This is a genomic window from Pseudomonas sp. NFPP12, from assembly GCF_900103205.1.
Taxonomy (GTDB): Bacteria; Pseudomonadota; Gammaproteobacteria; order Pseudomonadales; family Pseudomonadaceae; genus Aquipseudomonas; species Aquipseudomonas protegens.
The window spans coordinates 407,958-429,165 of sequence record NZ_FMWW01000006.1 but is presented as its reverse complement, the minus strand read 5'-3'; the positions used below and the strand labels follow the sequence as shown (position 1 = coordinate 429,165).

Below are 21,208 nucleotides of genomic sequence, written 5' to 3'. Positions count from 1 at the left end.
ATGCAGCGCTTATCCTTGCGCGTGGCACCACTGTGCCGGGTCGCTGGGGCGGCCCTGCTGACGAATTGCAAAGTACAGCGCAGGAGTGTCCTGTCCGCCACTATTACCGACGGTGGAGATGGACTCTCCGGCCTTGACCACGTCGCCGGCTTCCTTGAGCAGCGTCTGGTTGTGTCCGTAGAGGCTCAGGTAACCGTTGCCGTGATCGAGGATCACCAGCAGGCCGGCGCCGCGCAGCCAGTCGGCGAACACTACCCGGCCACCGTGCACGGCGTGCACCTGGCTGCCGGCGGCGGCGCTGATCATCACGCCGTCCCACTTGGAGCGGGAGTCGTCGCCACGGGTTTCACCAAAGCGTGCCAGTAGTCGACCATCAACGGGCCATGGAAGTTTTCCCCGGGCTGAAGCAAATGCCCCGCCATAGGAAGGGCCGGCGCTGGAAACCAGGGCTCCAGGGCTTGATCTTGCGGGTTTGCGCGGCTCATCGCTGGCGTCGGCCTGGGCCTCACGCAAGCGCTTTTTTTCGGCTTCCTGCTGGGCGATCAGCGCTTTCTGCCGCGCTTCCTCTGCCTCGCGAGCCTGGCGTGCCAGGGTTTCCTCGATGGTTTTCAGGACCTTGGCCAGGTCGGCCTGGTCCTGTTCGCGGGCCTTGAGCTTGTCGTCACGGGCCTTCACATCGTTGTTCAGCTTGGCCAGGGCCAGCTGGCGCTCCTTGCGCACCTTGTCGAGTTCTTCGCGCTGGGTGTCGAGGCTGCTTTTCTGCACCAGCAACTGGGCCTGCTGCAGGGAGATGTCCTTTTCCACATTGGCCAGCTGGCGCAGGGTCTCGTTGAAATTCTTCAACTGCTCCAGGCGGGCCTGGCTCAGGTAGTCGTAATAGGTCAGGGTGCGGGCGAATTTTTCCGGGTTCTGCTGGTTGAGCAGCAGCTTGAGGTATTCCTGGCGCCCGTTCTGGTAGGCCGCGCGGGCCTGGATGGCGATCAGTCGTTGCTGTTCAGTGCGCGCGCTCTGGAGTTTTTTTTTCTCCTCATCGAGTCGCTGCAGCTCGGATTCGCTTTTCTTCAGCTCTTTTTGCAGGGCCTCGACCTGCTTTTCCAGCTTGCCCATCTCGGTTTCGGTGCCGCGCAGTTCTTTCTGCACCCCGGACTTCTCTTCCTGCAGCTTGCCCAGCAGCTTTTTCAGCTCGGCAATGTCCTGACGCGTGGCGTCCAACTGTTGTTGGGTTTGCGCGCGCTCGTCGGCGAAAGCCGGTTGGAGCAGGCAGATCAGAGCAAGGGTAATCAGGGCGCGAAGCATAGAGGCGGGCGACACCAGGGAAAGGGACGGCCTAGTATGCCCGCCCATCGCTGCAAAAAAAACGCCTCAAAGCCAACTGCTTTGAGGCGTTCGTCATAAAAAGCCGTTTCCGGACCGTTATTGGGCCATTTGCTATCAGCGTGCCGCCGCCGTGGCCTGGGGCGGTGGCGCCGATCAACCTTGTGCGGGCGAGCGAGCCTGATGCGGCAGCGCCTGGGTGCCGGCCTTCGCGGCCGAGGCATCCTGGCTGGCCTGGCTGTCTTGCCGGGCCCGCAGGACCACGATTCCCGGGACGTTGTGCACGTACTCCATGAAGGGTGAGTCGATCACCGCGCCCTGGTCCTTTTTCGAGGAGGCGTTGCGCAGGACGGGGCCCTGGGCCGTCTGGATGAACAGCCCGGTATGGGTGACGTCCAGGCCCGAGAGGTGGGTATAGATGCCGATGTAGTCGCCGGTTCGCAGGTGGCTGAGCAGATGCTGGTCAATCAATGCGCTGGGAATGTAGGTGATGTCGCGTTCGGCCACGGGCAGGCCGGGCAGGTAGCGGCCGCCATCGGCCTTTTGATTGAGGCGCTTGGCCACGGTCACCGCGTTCGCACTCAGCTGGGCGGTCACATCCTCGGCCATGGGTTGCCCGGCATGGGCCCAATCGGTGAAGAAGTGGCGGCGGTTGAGGAAGTTGATATCGCCGTTCACGTAGCGAATCTGCACCAGGTTGTTGATGAAGCCGGCCTCGTCGCTGGACTGGCGCAAGGCCTCGACGTAATCCAGGTAGGTGAAGCAGTCCAGGCCCCTGAAGTCGACCACCAGCTTCTCGGCCAGGGTTGCGGAGCCGTGCAGCCGGTTCGCCGCGTAAGGCGTGTGCAGGAACTCCCGGGAAATCAGGTCGTTCATCTGGCCTATGTCGGTAGAGCCCCGAGGAGGCTGGATCTTCAGCAGTGCTTTCAATTTATCGGCGGTCTGAGCATCCATTTCCACCGGGCTGTGTTGCTGTGCGAGGGCACTGGCATCCACCGGCTGTTGAGCAGGAATCTGGCTTGCACAGCCTGACAGGAGGGAGGCCAGAAGCAGCGTAGCCGTCTTGTTCATGGAGATTCTCTCTGCTGTTATTGATAATGATAATCATTATTCAATAAGTGCCCGGCGCTTGTCTGCTTTTACTTCCATGGCCCTGATTCGCCCTGTGCAAGGCCACCATGAAAAACGCCCGACGGTTGCATCGGGCGTTTTTGCCTGCAATGGCGAGCTGGAGGATCAGTGCGCCGGGTCCACCAGGATCGACGTGCCGGTCATTTCCGCGGGCTTGGGCAGGCCCAGCAACTTGAGCATGGTGGGCGCCACGTCCGCCAGAACCCCGCCTTCACGGACTTTCAACGCGCGTTTGCCGACATAGATGAATGGCACCGGCTCGGTGGTGTGGGCGGTGTGGGCCTGGCCGGTGGATTCGTCGGACATCTGCTCGACGTTGCCGTGGTCGGCGGTGATCAGGGCTTCGCCGCCGACCTTTTCCAGGGCATCGACGATACGTCCGACGCACAGGTCCAGGCATTCCACGGCTTTGACCGCCGCCTCGAACACGCCGCTGTGGCCGACCATGTCGCCGTTGGCGTAGTTGACGATGATCACGTCATAACGCTGGTGCTCGATGGCGTCGACGATCTTGTCGGTGACTTCCGGGGCACTCATTTCCGGCTGCAGGTCGTAGGTGGCGACTTTCGGCGACGGGATCAGGATGCGCTCCTCGCCCGGGAACGGCTCTTCGCGGCCACCGGAGAAGAAGAAGGTGACGTGGGCATACTTCTCGGTCTCGGCGATGCGCAGTTGGGTCTTGCCGTTTTTCGCCAAATAGTCGCCCAGCACGTTCTCCAGGCTGCCCGGGGCAAAGGCCGATGGCGCGGGGATGCTGGCGGCGTACTGGGTGAGCATGACGAAGCCGGCCAGCTTAGGCTGGCGTGGGCGTTCGAAGTCCTTGAAGTCGTCCTCGACGAAGACCCGGGTCAGCTCCCGTGCACGGTCGGCGCGGAAGTTCATGAACACCACGGCATCGCCGTCCTCGACCTTGACCGGTTCGCCGATGGTGGTGGCCTTGACGAATTCGTCGCTCTCTTCACGTGCGTAGGCGGCTTGCAGGCCTTCCTGGGCGGTGGCGGCGTTGAACTGGCCCTGGCCGTCGACGATCAGGTTGTAGGCCTGGGCCACACGGTCCCAGCGGTTGTCGCGGTCCATGGCGAAGTAACGGCCGATCAGGCTGGCGATGCGGCCCTTGCCCAGGGTCTTGAAGGTTTCGTCCAGCAGTTCGATGGACGACTGGGCGCTTTTGGGCGGGGTGTCGCGGCCATCGAGGAAGGCATGCAGGTAGATTTTCTCGGCGCCGCGCTTGAAGGCCAGTTCGGCCATGGCGATCAGGTGGTCCTGGTGGCTGTGCACGCCGCCGTCGGACAGCAGGCCGAGGATGTGCACCGCCTTGCCGGCATCCACGGCCTTGTCCACGGCCGCGCAAATAGTCGGGTTCTCGAAGAACTCACCGTCACGGATGGCCTTGGTCACCCGGGTGAAGTCCTGGTACACCACGCGGCCGGCGCCGAGGTTCATGTGGCCGACTTCGGAGTTGCCCATCTGCCCGTCCGGCAGGCCGACATCCATGCCCGAACCCGAGATCAGGCCGTTGGGCATGCTGGCGCACAAGCGGTCCAGGACCGGCTTCTTGGCCGCATAGACGGCGTTGGATTCGTGGCTTTCGCTGTGACCGAAGCCATCCAGAATCATCAGGACCAAAGGTTTAGGCGTGGTAGTCATGGCGTCCACTCGTGGCTGGATAGGAAAGAGATGAAAGGGAGGTGTTGAAAAAGGGAGTGGCAGTTTAAAGCGAAGTTCCGGTGGAGTCACCGCCGGGCGGGGTTTGGTCGACCCGGAGGGCTGTGTATACTGGCCGACATTTTAACGCCCTGGAACCTCCTTAGATGGTTGCTCACCTGATTCAATTCGCCACTGAACACTACTTGCTCGTCGGCGCCTTCGCCATCCTGCTGGCTCTGTTGATCGCTCATGAATTGAGCCGCGGTGGCCGCAGCCTCAGCACCCGTGAACTGACCGCGCTGGTCAACAGCGAGCAGGGCGTCGTGATCGATATCCGTCCATCCAAGGACTATGCCGCCGGCCATATCGTCGGTGCACTGAACATTCCCCAGGACAAGCTGGCCGCCCGTGTCGGCGAGCTGGAGAAGCACAAGTCCAAGACCATCATCCTGGTGGACGCCCAGGGCCAGCACGCCGGCACCCACGCCCGCGAGCTGCTCAAGTCCGGTTTCACCGCGGCCAAGCTGTCCGGCGGTGTGGCCAGCTGGAAGGCCGATAACCTGCCATTGGTGAAGTAATGTCCAAGGTCATCGTCTACTCCAGTGATTACTGCCCTTACTGCTCGCGCGCCAAGCATCTGCTGGCGAGCAAAGGCGTAGCCTTCGAAGAGATCAAGGTCGATGGCAAGCCCCAGGTACGCGCCGAGATGGCCCAGAAGGCCGGGCGTACGTCCGTGCCGCAGATCTGGATCGGCGCCACCCACGTAGGTGGCTGTGATGATTTGTTCGCCCTGGAGCGTGCCGGCAAGCTCGACGCGCTGCTAGCGGCCTGAAATTCCCAACCCTATAGACCCAAGATCAAGAAGGACTCTGAGATGACTGACCAACAGAACACCGTTGCCGACGACGAAAGCGCACCGCAATTCTCCCTGCAGCGTATCTACGTGCGTGACCTGTCCTTCGAAGCGCCGAAAAGCCCGGCGATCTTCCGTCAGCAGTGGGAACCTAGCGTCGGCCTGGACCTCAATACCCGCCAGACAGCGTTGGAAGCCGACTTCCACGAAGTGGTGCTGACCCTGTCCGTGACCGTGAAGAACGGCGACGAAGTGGCCTTCATCGCTGAAGTCCAGCAGGCCGGTATCTTCCTGATCAAGAACCTGGATGAGGCTTCCATGAGCCACACCCTGGGTGCTTTCTGCCCGAACATCCTGTTCCCTTACGCTCGTGAAGCGCTGGACAGCCTGGTGACCCGCGGTTCGTTCCCGGCGCTGATGCTGGCCCCGGTGAACTTCGATGCGCTGTACGCCCAAGAGCTGCAACGCCTGCAGTCCGCTGGCGAAAACACCGTTCAGTAAGTGCTGGTTGCGGTACGAAAAAAGCGCCTGTAACGGCGCTTTTTTCATGCTCGGGCAAAACCTGTAGGAGCGGGCTTGCCCGCGAACCCCAGGCTCTACTTGAACCCCAACTGTCTCCAGCCTTCATAGACCGCAACGGCCACGGTGTTGGACAGGTTCAGGCTGCGGCAGCCTTCGCGCATGGGCAGGCGCAGGCGCTGTTCGCCGGGCAGGGCGTCCAGCACGTCCGCCGGCAGGCCCCGGCTCTCGGGGCCGAACAGGAAGGCGTCGCCCTCCTGAAAGCTGGCGTCGTGGAACGGCCGCGAGCCCTTGGTGGTGAAGGCGAACAGGCGCGGCTGGCCGAGGCTTTCCAGGCAACTGGCAAGGTCGGCATGGCGTTGCAGGGTGGCGTATTCGTGATAGTCGAGGCCGGCGCGGCGCAGGCGCTTGTCGTCCATTTCGAAACCCAGCGGCTCGATCAAATGCAGGTGGCAGCCGCTGTTGGCGCACAGCCTGATAACGTTGCCGGTATTCGGCGGAATTTCTGGTTGAAAGAGGATGACGTGAAACATGCACGGCTCCGAAGAGAAAGACAGGCTGCATTCTACGCCTGAAGCGTACTCGCGACCGAAGCTAATGCTGCGGGTGTTCGGCTCCCTGGCGATTGTCGGGGTGATGGTAGGGCTGATGATCGGCCGCCTGACCCAGCCTGATCCGGTGGCGTTGCAGCAGGTCGAGGTGGCGCCCGATGGGCTGGTGCTGTGGTTCAACCATGAGCCCAAGCTCCATGGGGAACACATCGATGGCACCGTGGCGCTGCTGTTCGATGCCCAGGGGCAGGCACAGAAGGGCCAGTTGCAGGTCAATCAGCGCAATGTGAACTGGCGGGTGCGCCGGGCGGACCAGGGCCTGCTGCTGAACCTGGTGGCCGCGCGGCCGCTGCGGGGGCAGTGGGACGGGAGCGAGGTGGAGGGGCGCTGGCGCCTGGCGATCCACCTGCGGGAGGAATAAAAGAGGGAACCCCGGCCTGCCTGTACCAAGGCCCCCAAAAGCGGGAGGGGCTGAGCGCCACGAGGGCGATGAGTCCCGGTGTAAAGAAGGGGATTCCCGGCCTGCCTGTACCAGGGTCCCCAAAAGCGTGGCCCGTCGCGATGCGCGGGATGGGCCGGGTATTAAAGAGGGAAGTCCCGGCCTGCCTGTACCGGGGTTCCCGAAAGCGTGGCCCGTCGCTGTGAGCGGGGTGGGCCTGGTGTTAAAGAGGGAAGTCCCAGCCTGCCTGTACTGGGGTTCCCGAAACCTTTGGCCGTCGCGATGTGCGTGCCGAGCCAGGTGTTAAAGAGGGGAATCCCCGGCCTGCCTGTACCAAGGTCCCCGAAACTGGGTAGTGACTGGGTTATTGCAGGTGGCGTGCCAGTTTTGGCTGCAGAGGCGTTGATTGCTGGGATAAAAAGCCGAAAGCCCCGTAATCCGGGGCTTTTGCGTTTTCGACGGAGGGCTTTTCAGAGCTGAGGCGCGGGTTGTACCCGGGCTGGATGGCACTGCAGCGCGCCTTCGGGCAGTGCATGCACCCCATCCTGGTGCACGCACATCCTCATCGTAGGAGCCGGCTTGCCGGCGAAAGCGCCTGTGGGCGCACTGCAAGGTTCAAGGGCCTCTTCGCTGGCAAGCCAGCTCCTACATGCCGCGGCCGGGGCTTCAGCCTTCCTCGCCTTCATCCTCGTCGCCACCGTCGACCTTCATCCCCAGCTCCTTGATCTTGCGGGTCAGGGTATTGCGCCCCCAGCCCAACAGGACTGCGGCATCGCGGCGGCGGCCGGCGGTGTGCTTGAGGGCGGTCTCGATCATGATCCGCTCGAAACTCGGTACCGCGCTGTCCAGCAGGTTCGATTGCCCGCGGGCCAGGGCCTGGTCGGCCCATTGGCGCAGGGCCTGTTCCCAATTGGTGACCGGCGCCGAATCCTGGGGCAGGCTCAGCAACTCCGGTGGCAGGTCGCTGATATGCACCTCGCGACCCGAGGCCATGACCGTGATCCAGCGGCAGGTGTTCTCCAGCTGGCGCACGTTGCCCGGCCACGGCAGGTTCTTCAGGTATTCCTCGGTTTCGTTTTTCAGCAACTTGGGTTCCACCGCCAGCTCCTGGGCGGCGCGGCTGAGGAAGTGCCTGGCCAGGGTCGGGATGTCTTCGCGACGGTCCGACAGGCGCGGGATATGGATGCGGATCACGTTGAGGCGGTGGAACAGGTCCTCACGGAACTTGCCGGCGTGCACCAGGGTTTCCAGGTTCTGGTGGGTCGCGGCGATGATGCGTACATCGACCTTGACCGGGGTATGGCCACCGACCCGATAGAACTCGCCATCGGCCAGGACCCGCAGCAGGCGGGTCTGGGTGTCGGCTGGCATGTCGCCGATCTCGTCGAGGAACAGAGTGCCGCCGTCCGCCTGCTCGAAGCGCCCGCGCCGCAGGTTGGCCGCGCCGGTGAAGGCGCCCTTTTCATGGCCGAACAGCTCGGATTCCATCAGGTCCTTGGGGATCGCCGCCATGTTCAGGGCGATGAACGGCGAAGCCGCACGCGGGCTGTGGCGATGCAGGGCATGGGCTACCAGTTCCTTGCCGGTACCGGATTCGCCGTTGATCAGCACTGTGATGTTGGAGTGGCTCAGGCGCCCGATGGCTCGGAACACCTCCTGCATGGCCGGCGCCTCACCGATGATTTCCGGAGTGCGAGTCAGGGTCGGCGGCACTTCCAGGCCTTGCTGTTCCTGGGCGTGCTGATTGGCGCGCTTGACCAGCGACACCGCTTCATCGACATCGAACGGCTTGGGCAGGTATTCGAAGGCGCCGCCCTGGTAGGAAGCGACAGCGCTATCCAGGTCCGAATGCGCGGTCATGATGATCACCGGCAGGCGCGGGTGCTGCTCGCGAATCCGTGCCAGCAGGTCCAGGCCACTGGCGCCGGGCATGCGAATGTCGGAAATGATCACGTCCGGGGCCTGGCGGGCCAGGCGGCTCATCACCCCATCGGCGCTGTCGAAGCTCTGGGTGGTCATCCCTTCCTGCTGCAAGGCTTTTTCCAGGACCCAACGGATAGAACGGTCGTCATCGACGATCCACACGGTTTCACTACGGCTCATGTCGATGGGGCTCCTTGTTCCAGTGGCAGAAAGATCGAGAACGTGGTGTGGCCGGGATGGCTGTCACATTCGATCAGACCCTGGTGCTGGCTGATGATGTTCTGGGTGATGGCCAGGCCCAGCCCGGTACCGTCCGGGCGGCCGCTGACCATGGGGAAGAAGAGGGTGTCCTGCAGTTCTGCGGGGATGCCCGGGCCGTTGTCGATGATCTCGATCTTGCTCACCAGGCGATGGCGCACGTGGCCGATGGTGAACTGGCGCATGGTGCGGCTGCGCAGGGTGATGCGCCCCAGGCGCATTTCATTCTGGCTGCTGATGGCCTGCATGGCGTTGCGCACGATGTTGAGCACCGCCTGGATCATCTGTTCGCGGTCGATCAGCACATCGGGAATGCTCGGGTCGTAATCGCGCACCAGGGTGATACAGCCCTGGCTTTCGGCTTCCACCAGGCTGCTGACCCGCTCCAGCACTTCATGGATGTTGGTCAGGGCCAGGGATGGCAGCTTGTTCGAGCCGAGCATGCGGTCCACCAGGTTCCGCAGGCGGTCGGCTTCTTCGATGATGACGTTGGTGTAGTCCTTGAGGCTTTCCTCGGGCAGCTCCCGGGCCAGCAACTGTGCGGCGCCGCGAATGCCCCCCAAGGGGTTCTTGATTTCATGGGCCAGGCCGCGCACCAGCATCTTGCTGGTTTCCTGCTTGGACAACTGGGCCTCTTCCTTGGTGATCCGCAGCAGCCGGTCCCGGGGGTGGACTTCCAGTAGCAGCAAGGTGTCGCCGTTGCTGAGGATCGGCGTCACCGCGTAGTCGACGGTCAGGGTCTGGCCGGTCAGTGCGGTGAGCATGGCTTCGCGCTTGGTGAAGGGGTGCGCCTGCTCCACCGCCTGGCGCAGGGAGCTCAGGGCCTCGGCGGATTCGGTGAACAGCTCGCTGATGAATTGCCCATGGCTGCGCTGGCCGCTGATGGCCAGGAGCATTTCCGCCGCCGGGTTCATGTACTCAAGGCGCAGGTCGGCATTGAGCAGGATGGTGGCGGTGGTCAGGTTGTCCAGAAGCAGGCGGTGCAGTGGGTCGCTGATGGTCATGGGTAGATGGTGACCTCTTTTGAAGCAAGACAATCCGGGGCCGGTCCCGAAGTGCGCGCGCGGCTAAGGCGCTGTGGTGGAGAAAATGCAAAAACCAAACCAAGGCTCCGAAAAGAAGCGCGCATGCCCTGAAACAGGCGTTTGAAGCCTGGTTCTGTGGCGTTTTGCCAGCTCTGGCGGGTATTTTCGAACCAAAATGGGCTGGTATTGGCACCTGAGTGCAAGGCATTGCACCAATATAGTGCATGAATCTAAGCGGCGCTCGATGGGCGCGCGTTGATAGAAGAATCAACGCCCGTTTTTCAGCGGCGCGGGGCAAAGGGCGGGTTTAGAGTGCTCGAACCCGATGCTTCAAGGTTTAGGATGCGGCCATGGAAAATGCCCCTCTGCTGTTCCAGCTTCCCGATGACGACACCCTGTACCAGGCGCTGCTGGCACGGGACCCGGCCTATGAAGGCTTTGCCTTTGTCGGGGTGAAGAGCACCGGCGTGTTCTGCCGCCTGACCTGCGCTGCACGCAAGCCCAAGCGCGAGAACACGGTGTTCTTCGGCTCCATCAAGGGTTGTGTCGAAGCAGGGTTCCGCGCCTGCCTGCGCTGTCGTCCGCTGGAGCGGGCCGGGGTCCAGGAGCCCTGGGTGCAGACCTTGCTCGAGCAGTTGGGCCGCGACCCGGAACGCCGTTGGTACGAGGACGACCTGGTCGCCCAGGGGCTGGACCCATCCACCGTGCGCCGTGCGTTCAAGCGCTATTTCGGCGTCACCTTCCTGGAAATGGCGCGCCTGCGTCGCATGGGCCAGGGCATGCAGCAACTGGCCTCGGGAGAGCCGGTGATCGAGGCGCAGATCAGCGCCGGCTTCGACTCCGACAGCGGCTTTCGCCACGCCTTCAGCCGCCTGGCGGGCCAGCCGCCGTCGAACCTACGGGGGCGGGAACTGCTCAAGGTCGATTGGTTGCAGACCCCGATCGGCGTGATGCTGGCGGTGGCCGACGCCCAGGTCCTGCATCTGCTGGAATTCTTCGACCGCCCGGCACTGGCCAATGAGTTGCAGAACCTGCAGAAGAGCAGCGGTTCGAGCATAGGTTTCGGGCGTTTTGCCCCCATCGACCAGATCGAGGCCGAACTGCAGCGTTACTTCGCCGGCGAGGCGGTGCACTTCGCCACACCGCTGGCGATGAGCGCCTCGCCCTTTACCCGTACCGTCTGGCAGGCGTTGCGGGCCATTCCCCTGGGTACCACCTGCAGCTACGCCGAAGTGGCGCGGCAGGTCGGCTCGCCCTCAGCGGTGCGCGCGGTGGCCCGGGCCAATGCCGCCAACCAGATTTCCATTGTCATTGCCTGCCACCGGGTGATTGGCGCCGATGGCTCCCTGACCGGCTATGGCGGTGGCCTGTGGCGCAAGCGCTGGCTGCTGGAGCATGAGCGGCGCCTGCACCACTTGCAGGGTGCATCAGCGAGCGGGCTGTAGCTCGCTGCCGGGCACCGGGTCGGGCCGGGAAACCTTGTCCACAGGTGGCTGGGCGCCAGTCTGGCGCGCCAGTTCGTCGGCATCCGCCTGTTCCGCCGTGGACAGTTCGGCGGCGTTATGGCCGATGCGCTTGAGCAGGGCCAGCATGCATGCCAGCGAGACCAGGGCGTAGCAGGCCGAGGCGATGGCCACGCCGATGATGCTGCCGGTGCCATTGAGGATGCTCTGGGCCAGCACCGGCGTGGCGCCGCCCACCAGCAGTGAACACAGCTGATAGGAGATCGACAGCCCGCTGTAGCGCACCCGGGTCGGAAACGCCCGCGCCAGGATGCCGCCCACCGCGCCATAGAACATCGAGTGCGGCACCGTGGCCAGGCACATGCCCAGCACCGCGATCCAGTAGTGCCCGGTCTCCACGGCGAAGAACATCGCCGGCATCAGCAGCAGCTCGGGCACCACCATCAGCACCATGGCCTTGCGCATGTCCATGCGTGAAACCAGCACCGCACCCAGGGGCTGGGTGATGAACTGCACCACCAGGGCGATGACGATCACGCTGAGGAAGCTGCCCTGGCTGTAGCCCAGCTCCTTGGTGGCCCAGGACAGGGCGAAGGTGCTCTTGAAATAGGTGACGTGGATGATCGGCAGCACCCCGGCCCCCAGCAGTACCAGGCGCCAGTGGTCGCGCAGGACTTCGAGAATCGGCAGCTTGACGGTCTTTTTCTGCTCCATCAGGCGCTTCATGTCATCGGATTCTTCCAGCTTGAGGCGGATGACCATGCCGATGATCACCAGCACCGCCGACAGCAGGAACGGAATGCGCCAGCCCCAGAGCAGAAAGTCCGGAGTCGGCAGGGCGCTGAGGCCGAAGAACACCAGGGTTGCCAGCAGGTTGCCGGCCGGCGAACCCTGCTGGGCGAAGGCGGCATAGAGAATGCCCTTGCCCTTGGGCGCGCTTTCGCTGGCGATGAGGATCGCCCCGCCCCATTCACCGCCCACCGCGATGCCCTGGATGATGCGCAGGGTCACCAGGGCAATGGGGGCCCAGACGCCGATCTGCAGGTAGCTGGGCAGCAGGCCGATGCAGGTGGTGGCCAGGCCCATCATGATCAGGGTGATCACCAGGGTGGTCTTGCGGCCGATCTTGTCGCCCATGTGGCCGAAGATGATGCCGCCGACGGGGCGGGCGATGAACCCGGCCCACAGGGTCAGGAAGGACAGCAGGGTGGCCGTGCCGGGGGGCAGGTCGGCGGGAAAGAACACCTTGCCGAACACCAGGGCGGCGGCGATGCCGTAGGCGTAGAAGTCATACCACTCGATGGTGGTGCCGATGAATGAGGCGATACCCGCCTTGCGGGCTCTCTTGTGGGCAGCGGCATCCTGGGCAGCGTTCATGTTCAATTCCTGCGTTTTTATTGTTATATGCGCCCCTGATCGGGCGCATGGGCCTCTGGCAAGGTCCGACCGCTGGGAGCCTATACAGGCAGGAATCGAAAAATATAATGATTAAATCTTATGGTTTGATACGTGATTGCGTATCGCGCCCCAACGCTCAGCGCCCTCCGGCGGCCGGTTTGATCAGGGACTTGAGCAGCCCGAGAAAGCTTTCGGCCGCCGCCGAAGGCTTGTCCTCCAGGCGGATCGCCTGGATCTGCGAAGGCGCGCCGGAGCCTTCGAGCTCGCCGTAATGCACGCCCGGCTGGCCGAGCATGGCCAGGGTCTGTGGCACCAGCGCCACGCCCATCTCGTGGGCCACCATTGCCACCACCGTTTGCCATAGCCGCGTCTCGTGGCGAATGCGCGGGCTGAACCCGGCCGCCACGCAGCGGGAAATGATCAGGTCGTGGTAGTGCGGCGAGACCGCCCGCGGAAACAGGATGAAATCGTCATTGGCCAGTTGCGCCAGGTCGATCCGCGCCTGGGTGGCCAGCGAGTGGCTCTGGGGCAGGCAGCAGAGGAACGGCTCGGCCAGCAGCGGTTCGCTGTGGATGCCGGCGGCAAAGGTGCTGCCATGGACGAAACCGATGTCGATCTGGCCGCGTTGCAGGGCCTGGGTCTGGTCGGCACTGTTCATTTCCATCAGCACCACTTCGGTTTCCGGGTATTGCTGTTCGAAGGCCTTGACCGCCTCGGGCAGCCCGCGGTGCAGGATCGAATTGACGAAACCCAGGCTCAGGCGCCCGGCAAAGCCTTCTGCCGAGCGCTGGGTCAGGTGCCGCGCCTGGTCGGCACGCAGCAGCAGGTAGCGGGCCTCGTCCAGCAGAACCTGGCCGGCGTTGGTCAGGCTCACGGACTTGTTGTTGCGATTGAGCAGTTGGACTTCCAGTTGCCCCTCAAGCTTCTTGATGTCGAAACTCAGGGCCGGCTGGGAAATGCACAGACGGTTCGCGGCCCGCCCGAAATGCAGTTCTTCGGCTACCGCGACGAAGTAGCGCAACTGTTTGAGGTCCATGGCGACTCCGGTTCTACGATATGGATTTCTTATCGTAGTTGATTGATTTTGTATTAGATACTTATCGATGGCGGCTCTAGTCTCGGCCTACAAAAAACAGGAGACGCGCCATGACCGCCGAGCCCCGCCCCATTGAAGACAGCCTCAACATCCCCGACAGCCGCGGCATCAACCTGTTCGAGTGCGACGCCGGCCTGGCCGCGCTGCTCCAGGTCTACCTGCCCTCGGCGGTCTACCAGCAGTGGTTGCCCACCTTGCAGCGCCTGGGCGCCCGGGCCGGTGGCGAGCTGGATGTGCTGGCCCTGAGCGCCGACAAGAATCCCCCGGTGCTGCAACCGCGTACCCGCCGCGGCGAGAACCTGCAAAGCATCGCCAAGCATCCGGACTACGTCACCCTGGAACGGGTGGCCTTTGCCGAACTGGGGCTGGCTGCCATGAGCCACCAGCCCGGAGGCCCGCCGCCGCTGATCAAGTACGCCCTGACCTACCTGTTCGTCCAGGCCGAGTTCGGCCTGTGCTGCCCGGTGAGCATGACCGACTCCCTGACCCGCACCCTGTGCAAGTTCGGTACGCCGGAACTGGTGGCGCGCTACCTGCCGCAGTTGCAGTCCCAGGAGTTCGAGACGCTGTTCCAGGGGGCGATGTTCATGACCGAACAGGCCGCCGGTTCAGACGTTTCACGCACCGAAACCCGGGCCCGGCTGGAAGATGGCCAATGGCGCCTGTTCGGTGAGAAGTGGTTCTGCTCCAACCCGGATGCCGACCTGGCCATGGTCCTGGCGCGCCCGGAAGACGCACCACCGGGCATGGCCGGGGTGACCCTGTTCCTGTTGCCCAAGGTGCTGCCCGACGGCTCGCGCAACCACTACCGGATCCAGCGCCTGAAGGACAAGCTGGGCAGCCGCTCCATGGCCAGTGGCGAGATCACCCTGGAAGGCGCCACGGCCTACCTGATCGGTGAGGTCGGCCGCGGTTTTCAGCAGATGGCCGACATGATCAACATGTCGCGCCTGTCCAATGGCGTGCGCGCGGCGGGGCTGATGCGCCGGGGGCTGAGCGAGGCGTTGTACATCGCCCGCCAGCGCCGGGCCTTCGGCAAGCACCTGATCGAAATGCCGCTGATGCAGCGCCAGTTGCTGAAGATGATGCTGCCCACCGAACAGGCGCGCTCGATGTTCATGCAGATCGCCAGCTTGCTGCCCCGGGCCGATGGCGGCGATGAGACGGCGCGCAAGTGCGTGCGGATCCTCACGCCGCTGATCAAGTTCCGCGCCTGCCGTGATGCCCGCCGGGTGACCGGCGATGCCATGGAAGTGCGCGGCGGGGTTGGCTATATCGAGGAGTGGAGCGATGCCCGGCTGGTGCGCGATGCGCACCTGGGGTCGATCTGGGAGGGCACCAGCAACATCGTCGCCCTGGACATTGCCCGGGCGGTGACTCGGGAGCAGGCGCTGGAGCCGTTGCAGGGCTATCTGGCCGGGCTGCTGGCCGAGGCCGATTTGCCACCGGCGAGCCGCCGGCTGTTCGATTCGGCCCTGTTGCGCACCGTGACCGGCTTCCATGCCGTGGCGCAGCAGCGCCGGGACGAGCAGGTACGGCAGGTGGGCAGCGTTCTCTATCACCTGGCCAGCGCCATCTTCATGGCCTGGGAGGCCGCGCGCCAGGGTGCGGACCATCGGCGCCTGGCCCTGGCTCACCTGGTGCTGGTGCACAAGGTATTGCCGCGCGATCCGTTGGGCCTGGAGCCGGTGATCGATGCCGAGCTGCTGGCGCGCCTGGCCAATGAAAGCCCGCTGTCCCAGGCCCAGGCCATGCAATTGCTGCCGGCCTGAATGGCCGTCCTTGTCCGATCTGCCGGAGTACATCCATGACGTTTGCCCAAGGCGCCCTGGCGGGCGTGAAAATCATCGATCTCAGCCGTGTGCTGGGCGGCCCCTACTGCTCCCAGGCCCTGGCCGACCACGGCGCCGAGGTGATCAAGCTGGAACCTTTGAGCGGTGATGAGACCCGGGGCTGGGGGCCGCCTTTCGAAGGTGATGACGCGGCGTATTTTCGCGGCATCAACCGTAACAAGCAGGGGATCGCCGTCGACCTGTCGCGCCCCGAAGGCCTGGAACTGCTGATGCAGTTGCTGGAAGGCGCCGACGTGCTGATCGAGAACTTCAAGCCGGGCACCCTGCAGCGTTGGGGCATCGGTTACCAGGAGGTGCTGAGCCAGCGTTTTCCGGCGTTGATCCACTGCGGGATTTCCGGCTTTGGCGCCGATGGCCCGCTGGGCGGGCTACCGGGTTACGACGCGGTGATCCAGGCCATGGCCGGGCTGATGAGCGTCAACGGCGAAGGCGACGGCGGGCCGTTGCGCATCGGCTTGCCGATTGTCGATATGGTCACAGGCCTGAATGCCCTGGCGGGGATTCTCCTGGCCCTCAACGAGCGCCAGCGCAGCGGCCTCGGGCAGTCACTGGACATCTCCCTGTACGACTGTGGCGTGTCTCTGTTGCACCCGCACCTGCCGAACTACTTCGCCGCCGGCAAGACGCCCAGACGCACGGGCAACGCCCATCCCAACATTGCTCCCTACGACAGCTACCGCACCGCTGGCGAGCCGATTTTCCTGGCGGTGGGCAACGACCGCCAGTTCGCCCGGCTGTGCCAGGAACTGGGGGCCGGCGCGTTGCTGGAGGACCCGCGCTTTACCGACAACGGCAAGCGCTCGGTCAACCGCGAGGCCTTGAAGCAGCAACTGGAGCATTACCTGTCGGCGCACGACGGCGCGTTGCTGGCCCCGCGGCTGATCGGCCAGGGGGTGCCTTGTGGTTCGATCGCCACCGTCGACCAGGTGGTGGCTCATCCCCACACCCGGCATCGCGGGCTGCTGGTGGAACTCGATGGCTACCGGGGCATAGGTTCGCCGGTGAAGTTGTCACGCACGCCGGCCAGCTACCGTACGGCGCCGCCGAGCCTGGGGCAGGACACCCGGGCGGTATTGCAGGGGCTGGGCCTGGATGAATCGACCATCGCCGCCCTGCTGGCCAGTGGCGTGGTGCACGGTTGAGGCTCAGGGGCGGCGGGCCCGCAGCAGAGTGAAGCTGATGGCCGGGCTCTGTTGCAGGACCTTGTCGCCAGCCAGCACCTGCACCGCCAACCGGTGCTGGCCACGGTCGATATTCACCAGTTGCAGCGCGGGCCCCTGGCCGGCCTGGCCATAGGGCTGGCCATCCAGCAGCAGGCGCAGACGGTGGCCGGGCCGCAGGCTGGGCTGCAACTCCACCTGCACGCTGAAACTGCCGTTGTTGGCGCGCAAGGCACCGTGCTCCGGTACGCCGCTCAGTTGCAGCCGTTCGTAGGCCAGAAGGGTGCTGGCAGGTTGTGCTGCCGGCGTATGTGGCACCGGGGTGGCCGGGCTGGGGAGGCGATTCGGCGCGGGCGTTTCAATCTGCCGGTACGAGGTTCCCGGCGGCTGGTCGCTATAGGCGCGATTACCGGCCGAGTCGGTGTACTGGTAGATCTGCGCGCCGGCTGGCAATGCGCTGATCCACAGCAGGCAAGCAATGACGAGGTGCATCTCGCTGATCCTGGCGGGTGCCTGAAAGGCTCCAGCATAGGGTGCTGCTGCGCGTGGCGCAGGCGCCGTTAACCTTTGAACACACATAACTCTGCCGTGGCACGAACCATCGCCAGTCGTCGCAGTGGGTCGCTGCTGCTGGCCTGATTGGCCCGGGCCAGCCATTGCGGGCATTGGCGGTCGGTGCGCTGCGGGCTGAAGTCGGCCAGTTGCTGCAGCAGGCGTTTTTGTAACTGATCAAGTTGGGGGCGGATCTGCCCGGCCAGGTCCTGGCGCGGAGTGTCCGGTGCCCGGCCTTGCAAGTGCCAGGCCGAGAGTCGGGCGTATTGCACCAGCTTGTTGGCTTCGATCTGGGCGGCGAAGAACTGCCCAACCGTTTCTTCGCTCAAGTGATAGGTTGCGGCCTGGGCGGTTGCCCCGGCGATCACCTGTTGTTCCCGCGGGCGGTCTTCCACGGCCTTGTGGCTGTCCCATTTGCTCAGGGCCACCTGATCGGCAATCGCCAGGCGTTCGCCGATGCTCTGCAGCAGCGGGGCGAGGGCGGGCGGGGCGTCACTGGCGCAGGCGGCGGTGGCGAACAGGCTGCAAGTCAGGGCGAGGCACAGGTTGAGGCGCGAAGTCATGGGCGGGCTCGGCTGCTGATGGGGAGACGGCGCCCATGATGCACGCAACCACCCCGGGCAGGGCAAATGCGCGGGCATAAAAAAGGCCTCCCGAAGGAGGCCTCTTGATCACGCGGCTTGCGCCGGTGCTACCGGATCAGCAGCTGTAGTACAGCTCGTATTCCAGTGGGTGTACGAAGGTACGTACCTTGATTTCTTCTTCGCTTTTCAGGGCGATGTAGGCGTCGATGAAGTCGTCGCTGAAAACGCCGCCTTTGGTCAGGAACGCACGACCTTTGTCCAGCTCTTCCAGGGCTTCCTTCAGGCTGCCGCAAACTTGTGGGATCTCTTTGGCCTCTTCAGGCGGCAGGTCGTACAGGTTTTTGTCAGCAGCGTCGCCAGGGTGGATCTTGTTCTGGATACCGTCCAGGCCGGCCATCAGCAGGGCAGCGAAGGCCAGGTACGGGTTGGCAGCCGGGTCCGGGAAACGGGCTTCGATACGGCGGGCCTTAGGGCTCGACACGTAAGGAATACGGATCGAAGCGGAACGGTTGCGCGCCGAGTAGGCCAGCATGACCGGGGCTTCGAAGCCTGGCACCAGACGCTTGTAGGAGTTGGTCGCCGGGTTGGTGAAGCCGTTCAGGGCCTTACCGTGCTTGATGATGCCGCCGATGAAGTACAGGGCGGTATCGGACAGGCCGGCATAGCCTTCACCTGCGAAGGTGTTCTTGCCGTCTTTCCAGATCGACATGTGGACGTGCATGCCCGAGCCGTTGTCGCCGTACAGAGGCTTGGGCATGAAGGTGGCAGTGCGGCCGTAGGCGTCAGCCACGTTGTGCACCACGTACTTCAGGGTCTGGGTTTCGTCGGCCTTCTTCACCAGGGTGTTGAACTTGACGCCGATTTCGTTCTGGCCGGCAGTCGCCACTTCGTGGTGGTGAACTTCGACGGTCAGGCCCATTTCTTCCAGTGCGTTGCACATGGAGGTACGGATTTCGTGGTCGTGGTCGAACGGTGGAACCGGGAAGTAGCCGCCCTTGACGCCTGGACGGTGGCCCTTGTTACCGCCTTCGATGTCCTGGTCGGACATCCACGAACCTTGTTCGGAGTAGATCTTGAACATGGAGCCGGAGATGTCGGACTTGAATTTCACCTGGTCGAAGATGAAGAACTCTGGCTCTGGGCCGGCGAATACGGTGTCGCCGATACCGGTGGCTTTCAGGTGCTCTTCGGCGCGCTTGGCGATGGCACGTGGGTCACGATCGTAACCCTGCATGCTCGAAGGCTCGATGATGTCGCACACCAGGATCAGGGTCGGTTCTTCGGTGAACGGGTCCAGTACGGCGGTTTCGTCGTCCGGCATCAGGATCATGTCGGAGGCTTCGATGCCTTTCCAGCCAGCGATGGAGGAGCCGTCGAACATCTTGCCAGCTTCGAAGAAGTCTTCATCCAGCGCATCACGAGCCGGCATGGTCACGTGATGTTGAGTGCCCTTGGTGTCAGTGAAGCGCAGATCAATCCATTTGACGTCATGATCTTTGATGAGTTGAACCGACTTCGACATAGTGTCCTCCGGGTGGCTTCGGGCTTGGTGTTGGAGTGCCCTTAGAATGTGGGTGATGCCGGCGCGAATACTCTGCCATGGCAACCTGCCTCACAAGGGAGCAAATTGCATGCCAGTGCCCCGAGATGGGTTTTCTGCCCCAAAATCACGCTTTCTGCGACGTATTGGGTTGAATGCCGGCATTCGGCGCACTGCAATGTAGCGTCTTTGCCAATAAATGACCCGTTTTGGTGCATCGAAAACCTTCTGCACATAAACTGGTTAAACCTTGAGCAATTTCCGCTATAATCCGCGCCCCCCTTTTTCGGCTGGCCCAGCGCGCGCTGTTTTCATGAAACTAATCGTTAAAGTTTTCCCGGAAATCACCATCAAGAGCCGCCCGGTTCGGACGCGTTTCATCCGTCAGTTGGCGAAGAACATCCGTGCCGTGCTCCGCGACCTGGACCCGGCCGTGGTGGTCAATGGTGTGTGGGACAACCTCGAGCTGGAAACCGCCGTCAGCGAGCCCAAGGCCCTGAAGGACATGACCGAGCGCCTGAGCTGCATGCCCGGCATCGCGCATTTCCTGCAGGTCGACGAGTACCCGCTGGGCGACTTCGACGACATCGTCGCCAAGTGCAAGCAGCACTTTGGCGAAGCCCTCCCGGGGAAGGTTTTTGCCGTGCGCTGCAAGCGTGCCGGCAAGCATGAATTCAGCTCCATGGACGTGGAAAAATACGTCGGCAGCCAACTGCGTCGGCAGTGCGGCGCCGCCGGAATTTCCCTGAAAGAGCCTGAAATCGAAGTGCGGATGGAAATTCGCGACCAACGGTTGTTCGTGATCCACAGCCAGCACAACGGCATCGGCGGCTACCCGCTGGGCGCCCTGGAACAGACCCTGGTCCTGATGTCCGGCGGTTTCGATTCCACGGTGGCGGCGTACCAGATCATGCGCCGCGGCCTGATGGGGCATTTCTGCTTCTTCAACCTGGGCGGGCGTGCCCATGAACTGGGCGTGATGGAAGTCGCGCACTATATATGGAAGAAGTACGGCAGCTCCCAGCGCGTGCTGTTCGTCAGCGTGCCGTTCGAGGAAGTGCTCGGGGAAATCCTCGGCAAAGTCGACAACAGTCATATGGGCGTCATTTTGAAGCGTATGATGTTGCGTGCCGCGTCGAGCATCGCCGACCGCCTGCACATCGATGCGCTGGTGACCGGCGAGGCGATTTCCCAGGTGTCCAGCCAGACCCTGCCGAACCTGTCGGTGATCGACTGCGTGACCGAGAAACTGGTACTGCGCCCCCTGATCGCCAGCCACAAGCAGGACATCATCGACCTGGCCGTGGAGATCGGCACCGCCGACTTCGCCAAGCACATGCCGGAGTACTGCGGGGTCATCTCGGTGAACCCCAAGACCCATGCCAAGCGCCATCGCGTCGAGCATGAAGAGAAAGAATTCGATATGGCGGTGCTCGAGCGTGCGATCGAGCGGGCCAAACTGGTGCCGATCGATCGAGTGATCGACGAGTTGGGCCAGGATGTGCAGATTGAAGAAGTCAGTGAAGCGCTGGCCGGTCAGATCGTCATCGACATCCGTCATCCGGATGCCGAGGAAGACCAGCCGCTGGAGCTCGCGGGCATCGAAGTAAAAGCGCTGCCGTTCTATGCATTGAACGCCCGCTTCAAGGAACTGGACCCTACGCGCCAGTACCTGCTGTATTGCGACAAAGGCGTCATGAGTCGCCTGCATGCTCACCATCTGCTCAGTGAGGGACATGCCAATGTGCGCGTTTATAGACCGAGCTAAGTGCCCGGGGATGTTCGCCTGTGGCTTGCGTCACCGGCCCCCCGACGCCGCCGTCCAGCTGTAACGGCCAGGCCTGAATCTATTGTTAATCGCTGCCAGCATTTGTCAGCACACCGAATCCTCTGATCGAGATA

General features: G+C 63.3%; 19 protein-coding genes. 8 read left to right on the top strand and 11 right to left on the bottom strand.

Annotation, left to right across the window (positions count from 1 at the left end):
• Positions 1-9: 9 nt before the first annotated feature.
• From BLS75_RS26745 to gpmI, 3 genes are all read right to left on the bottom strand, one after another.
• The gene (locus BLS75_RS26745; RefSeq protein ID WP_019093876.1) at positions 10-1,296 is read right to left on the bottom strand and encodes a murein hydrolase activator EnvC family protein; all 1,287 of its coding nucleotides are present in this window, start codon (positions 1,294-1,296) and stop codon (positions 10-12) included.
• A gap of 174 nt (positions 1,297-1,470) precedes the next feature.
• Entirely contained in the window at positions 1,471-2,385 is a 915-nt protein-coding gene (locus BLS75_RS26740; protein WP_072452105.1) for a DUF1460 domain-containing protein, read from the bottom strand.
• Positions 2,386-2,550: 165 nt separating this feature from the next.
• Complete coding sequence (gene gpmI, locus BLS75_RS26735) at positions 2,551-4,092, bottom strand: 2,3-bisphosphoglycerate-independent phosphoglycerate mutase (RefSeq protein ID WP_011058746.1); 1,542 nt, start codon at positions 4,090-4,092, stop codon at positions 2,551-2,553.
• Between the two features lie 164 nt (positions 4,093-4,256).
• On the opposite strand from gpmI, the gene BLS75_RS26730 reads away from it, so the two are divergent.
• The 3 genes from BLS75_RS26730 to secB are packed head-to-tail and all read left to right on the top strand — an operon-like array spanning position 4,257 to position 5,446.
• A complete protein-coding gene (locus BLS75_RS26730; RefSeq protein WP_011058747.1) occupies positions 4,257-4,670 on the top strand; it encodes a rhodanese-like domain-containing protein in 414 nt (137 codons plus the stop codon).
• Positions 4,670-4,924, top strand: coding sequence for a glutaredoxin 3 (gene grxC / locus BLS75_RS26725; RefSeq protein ID WP_011058748.1), 255 nt, complete (start codon positions 4,670-4,672; stop codon positions 4,922-4,924). Before BLS75_RS26730 ends, grxC begins: the two co-directional genes overlap by 1 nt.
• A gap of 42 nt (positions 4,925-4,966) precedes the next feature.
• A complete protein-coding gene (gene secB, locus BLS75_RS26720) occupies positions 4,967-5,446 on the top strand; it encodes a protein-export chaperone SecB (protein WP_011058749.1) in 480 nt (159 codons plus the stop codon).
• Positions 5,447-5,541: 95 nt separating this feature from the next.
• Here the strand turns inward: secB and trmL are convergent, their stop codons facing one another.
• Positions 5,542-5,997 carry a tRNA (uridine(34)/cytosine(34)/5-carboxymethylaminomethyluridine(34)-2'-O)-methyltransferase TrmL gene (gene trmL, locus BLS75_RS26715; RefSeq protein WP_047283558.1) on the bottom strand — a complete coding sequence of 152 codons (456 nt, stop codon included), beginning with the start codon at positions 5,995-5,997 and terminating at the stop codon, positions 5,542-5,544.
• On the opposite strand from trmL, the gene BLS75_RS26710 reads away from it, so the two are divergent.
• Complete coding sequence (locus BLS75_RS26710) at positions 5,996-6,436, top strand: hypothetical protein (protein ID WP_011058751.1); 441 nt, start codon at positions 5,996-5,998, stop codon at positions 6,434-6,436. The genes trmL and BLS75_RS26710 overlap by 2 nt on opposite strands.
• Positions 6,437-7,120: 684 nt before the next feature.
• Here BLS75_RS26710 and ntrC read toward each other — a convergent pair.
• Positions 7,121-8,557 carry a nitrogen regulation protein NR(I) gene (gene ntrC / locus BLS75_RS26705; RefSeq protein ID WP_047283560.1) on the bottom strand — a complete coding sequence of 479 codons (1,437 nt, stop codon included), beginning with the start codon at positions 8,555-8,557 and terminating at the stop codon, positions 7,121-7,123.
• Positions 8,554-9,639 carry a nitrogen regulation protein NR(II) gene (glnL, locus tag BLS75_RS26700; protein WP_011058753.1) on the bottom strand — a complete coding sequence of 362 codons (1,086 nt, stop codon included), beginning with the start codon at positions 9,637-9,639 and terminating at the stop codon, positions 8,554-8,556. The genes ntrC and glnL overlap by 4 nt, the downstream gene beginning before the upstream one ends.
• 371 nt (positions 9,640-10,010) lie before the next feature.
• On the opposite strand from glnL, the gene BLS75_RS26695 reads away from it, so the two are divergent.
• Entirely contained in the window at positions 10,011-11,105 is a 1,095-nt protein-coding gene (locus BLS75_RS26695) for a bifunctional transcriptional activator/DNA repair enzyme AdaA (protein ID WP_011058754.1), read from the top strand.
• Here BLS75_RS26695 and BLS75_RS26690 read toward each other — a convergent pair.
• Complete coding sequence (locus tag BLS75_RS26690) at positions 11,088-12,500, bottom strand: MFS transporter (protein WP_072452104.1); 1,413 nt, start codon at positions 12,498-12,500, stop codon at positions 11,088-11,090. The genes BLS75_RS26695 and BLS75_RS26690 overlap by 18 nt on opposite strands.
• Before the next feature lie 157 nt (positions 12,501-12,657).
• The gene (locus BLS75_RS26685; protein WP_011058756.1) at positions 12,658-13,557 is read right to left on the bottom strand and encodes a LysR family transcriptional regulator; all 900 of its coding nucleotides are present in this window, start codon (positions 13,555-13,557) and stop codon (positions 12,658-12,660) included.
• Between the two features lie 110 nt (positions 13,558-13,667).
• Between BLS75_RS26685 and BLS75_RS26680 the strand changes: the two genes are divergently transcribed.
• Positions 13,668-15,389, top strand: coding sequence for an acyl-CoA dehydrogenase family protein (locus BLS75_RS26680; RefSeq protein ID WP_072452103.1), 1,722 nt, complete (start codon positions 13,668-13,670; stop codon positions 15,387-15,389).
• A gap of 35 nt (positions 15,390-15,424) precedes the next feature.
• Positions 15,425-16,612 carry a CaiB/BaiF CoA transferase family protein gene (locus tag BLS75_RS26675; RefSeq protein WP_072452102.1) on the top strand — a complete coding sequence of 396 codons (1,188 nt, stop codon included), beginning with the start codon at positions 15,425-15,427 and terminating at the stop codon, positions 16,610-16,612.
• A 3-nt stretch (positions 16,613-16,615) separates the two neighbouring features.
• Here BLS75_RS26675 and BLS75_RS26670 read toward each other — a convergent pair whose 3' ends face one another.
• From BLS75_RS26670 to glnA, 3 genes are all read right to left on the bottom strand, one after another.
• On the bottom strand, positions 16,616-17,122 hold the full coding sequence (locus BLS75_RS26670; protein WP_072452101.1) for a DUF4124 domain-containing protein: 507 nt from the start codon (positions 17,120-17,122) through the stop codon (positions 16,616-16,618).
• Between the two features lie 68 nt (positions 17,123-17,190).
• The gene (locus tag BLS75_RS26665) at positions 17,191-17,745 is read right to left on the bottom strand and encodes a chorismate mutase (protein ID WP_072452100.1); all 555 of its coding nucleotides are present in this window, start codon (positions 17,743-17,745) and stop codon (positions 17,191-17,193) included.
• Between the two features lie 136 nt (positions 17,746-17,881).
• Entirely contained in the window at positions 17,882-19,288 is a 1,407-nt protein-coding gene (gene glnA, locus BLS75_RS26660) for a glutamate--ammonia ligase (protein ID WP_011058761.1), read from the bottom strand.
• A 331-nt stretch (positions 19,289-19,619) separates the two neighbouring features.
• Here glnA and thiI point away from each other — a divergent pair, with 331 nt between their 5' ends.
• Positions 19,620-21,074: a tRNA uracil 4-sulfurtransferase ThiI gene (gene thiI / locus BLS75_RS26650; protein WP_011058762.1), complete on the top strand. Its 1,455-nt coding sequence runs from the start codon at positions 19,620-19,622 to the stop codon at positions 21,072-21,074.
• Positions 21,075-21,208: the final 134 nt, after the last annotated feature.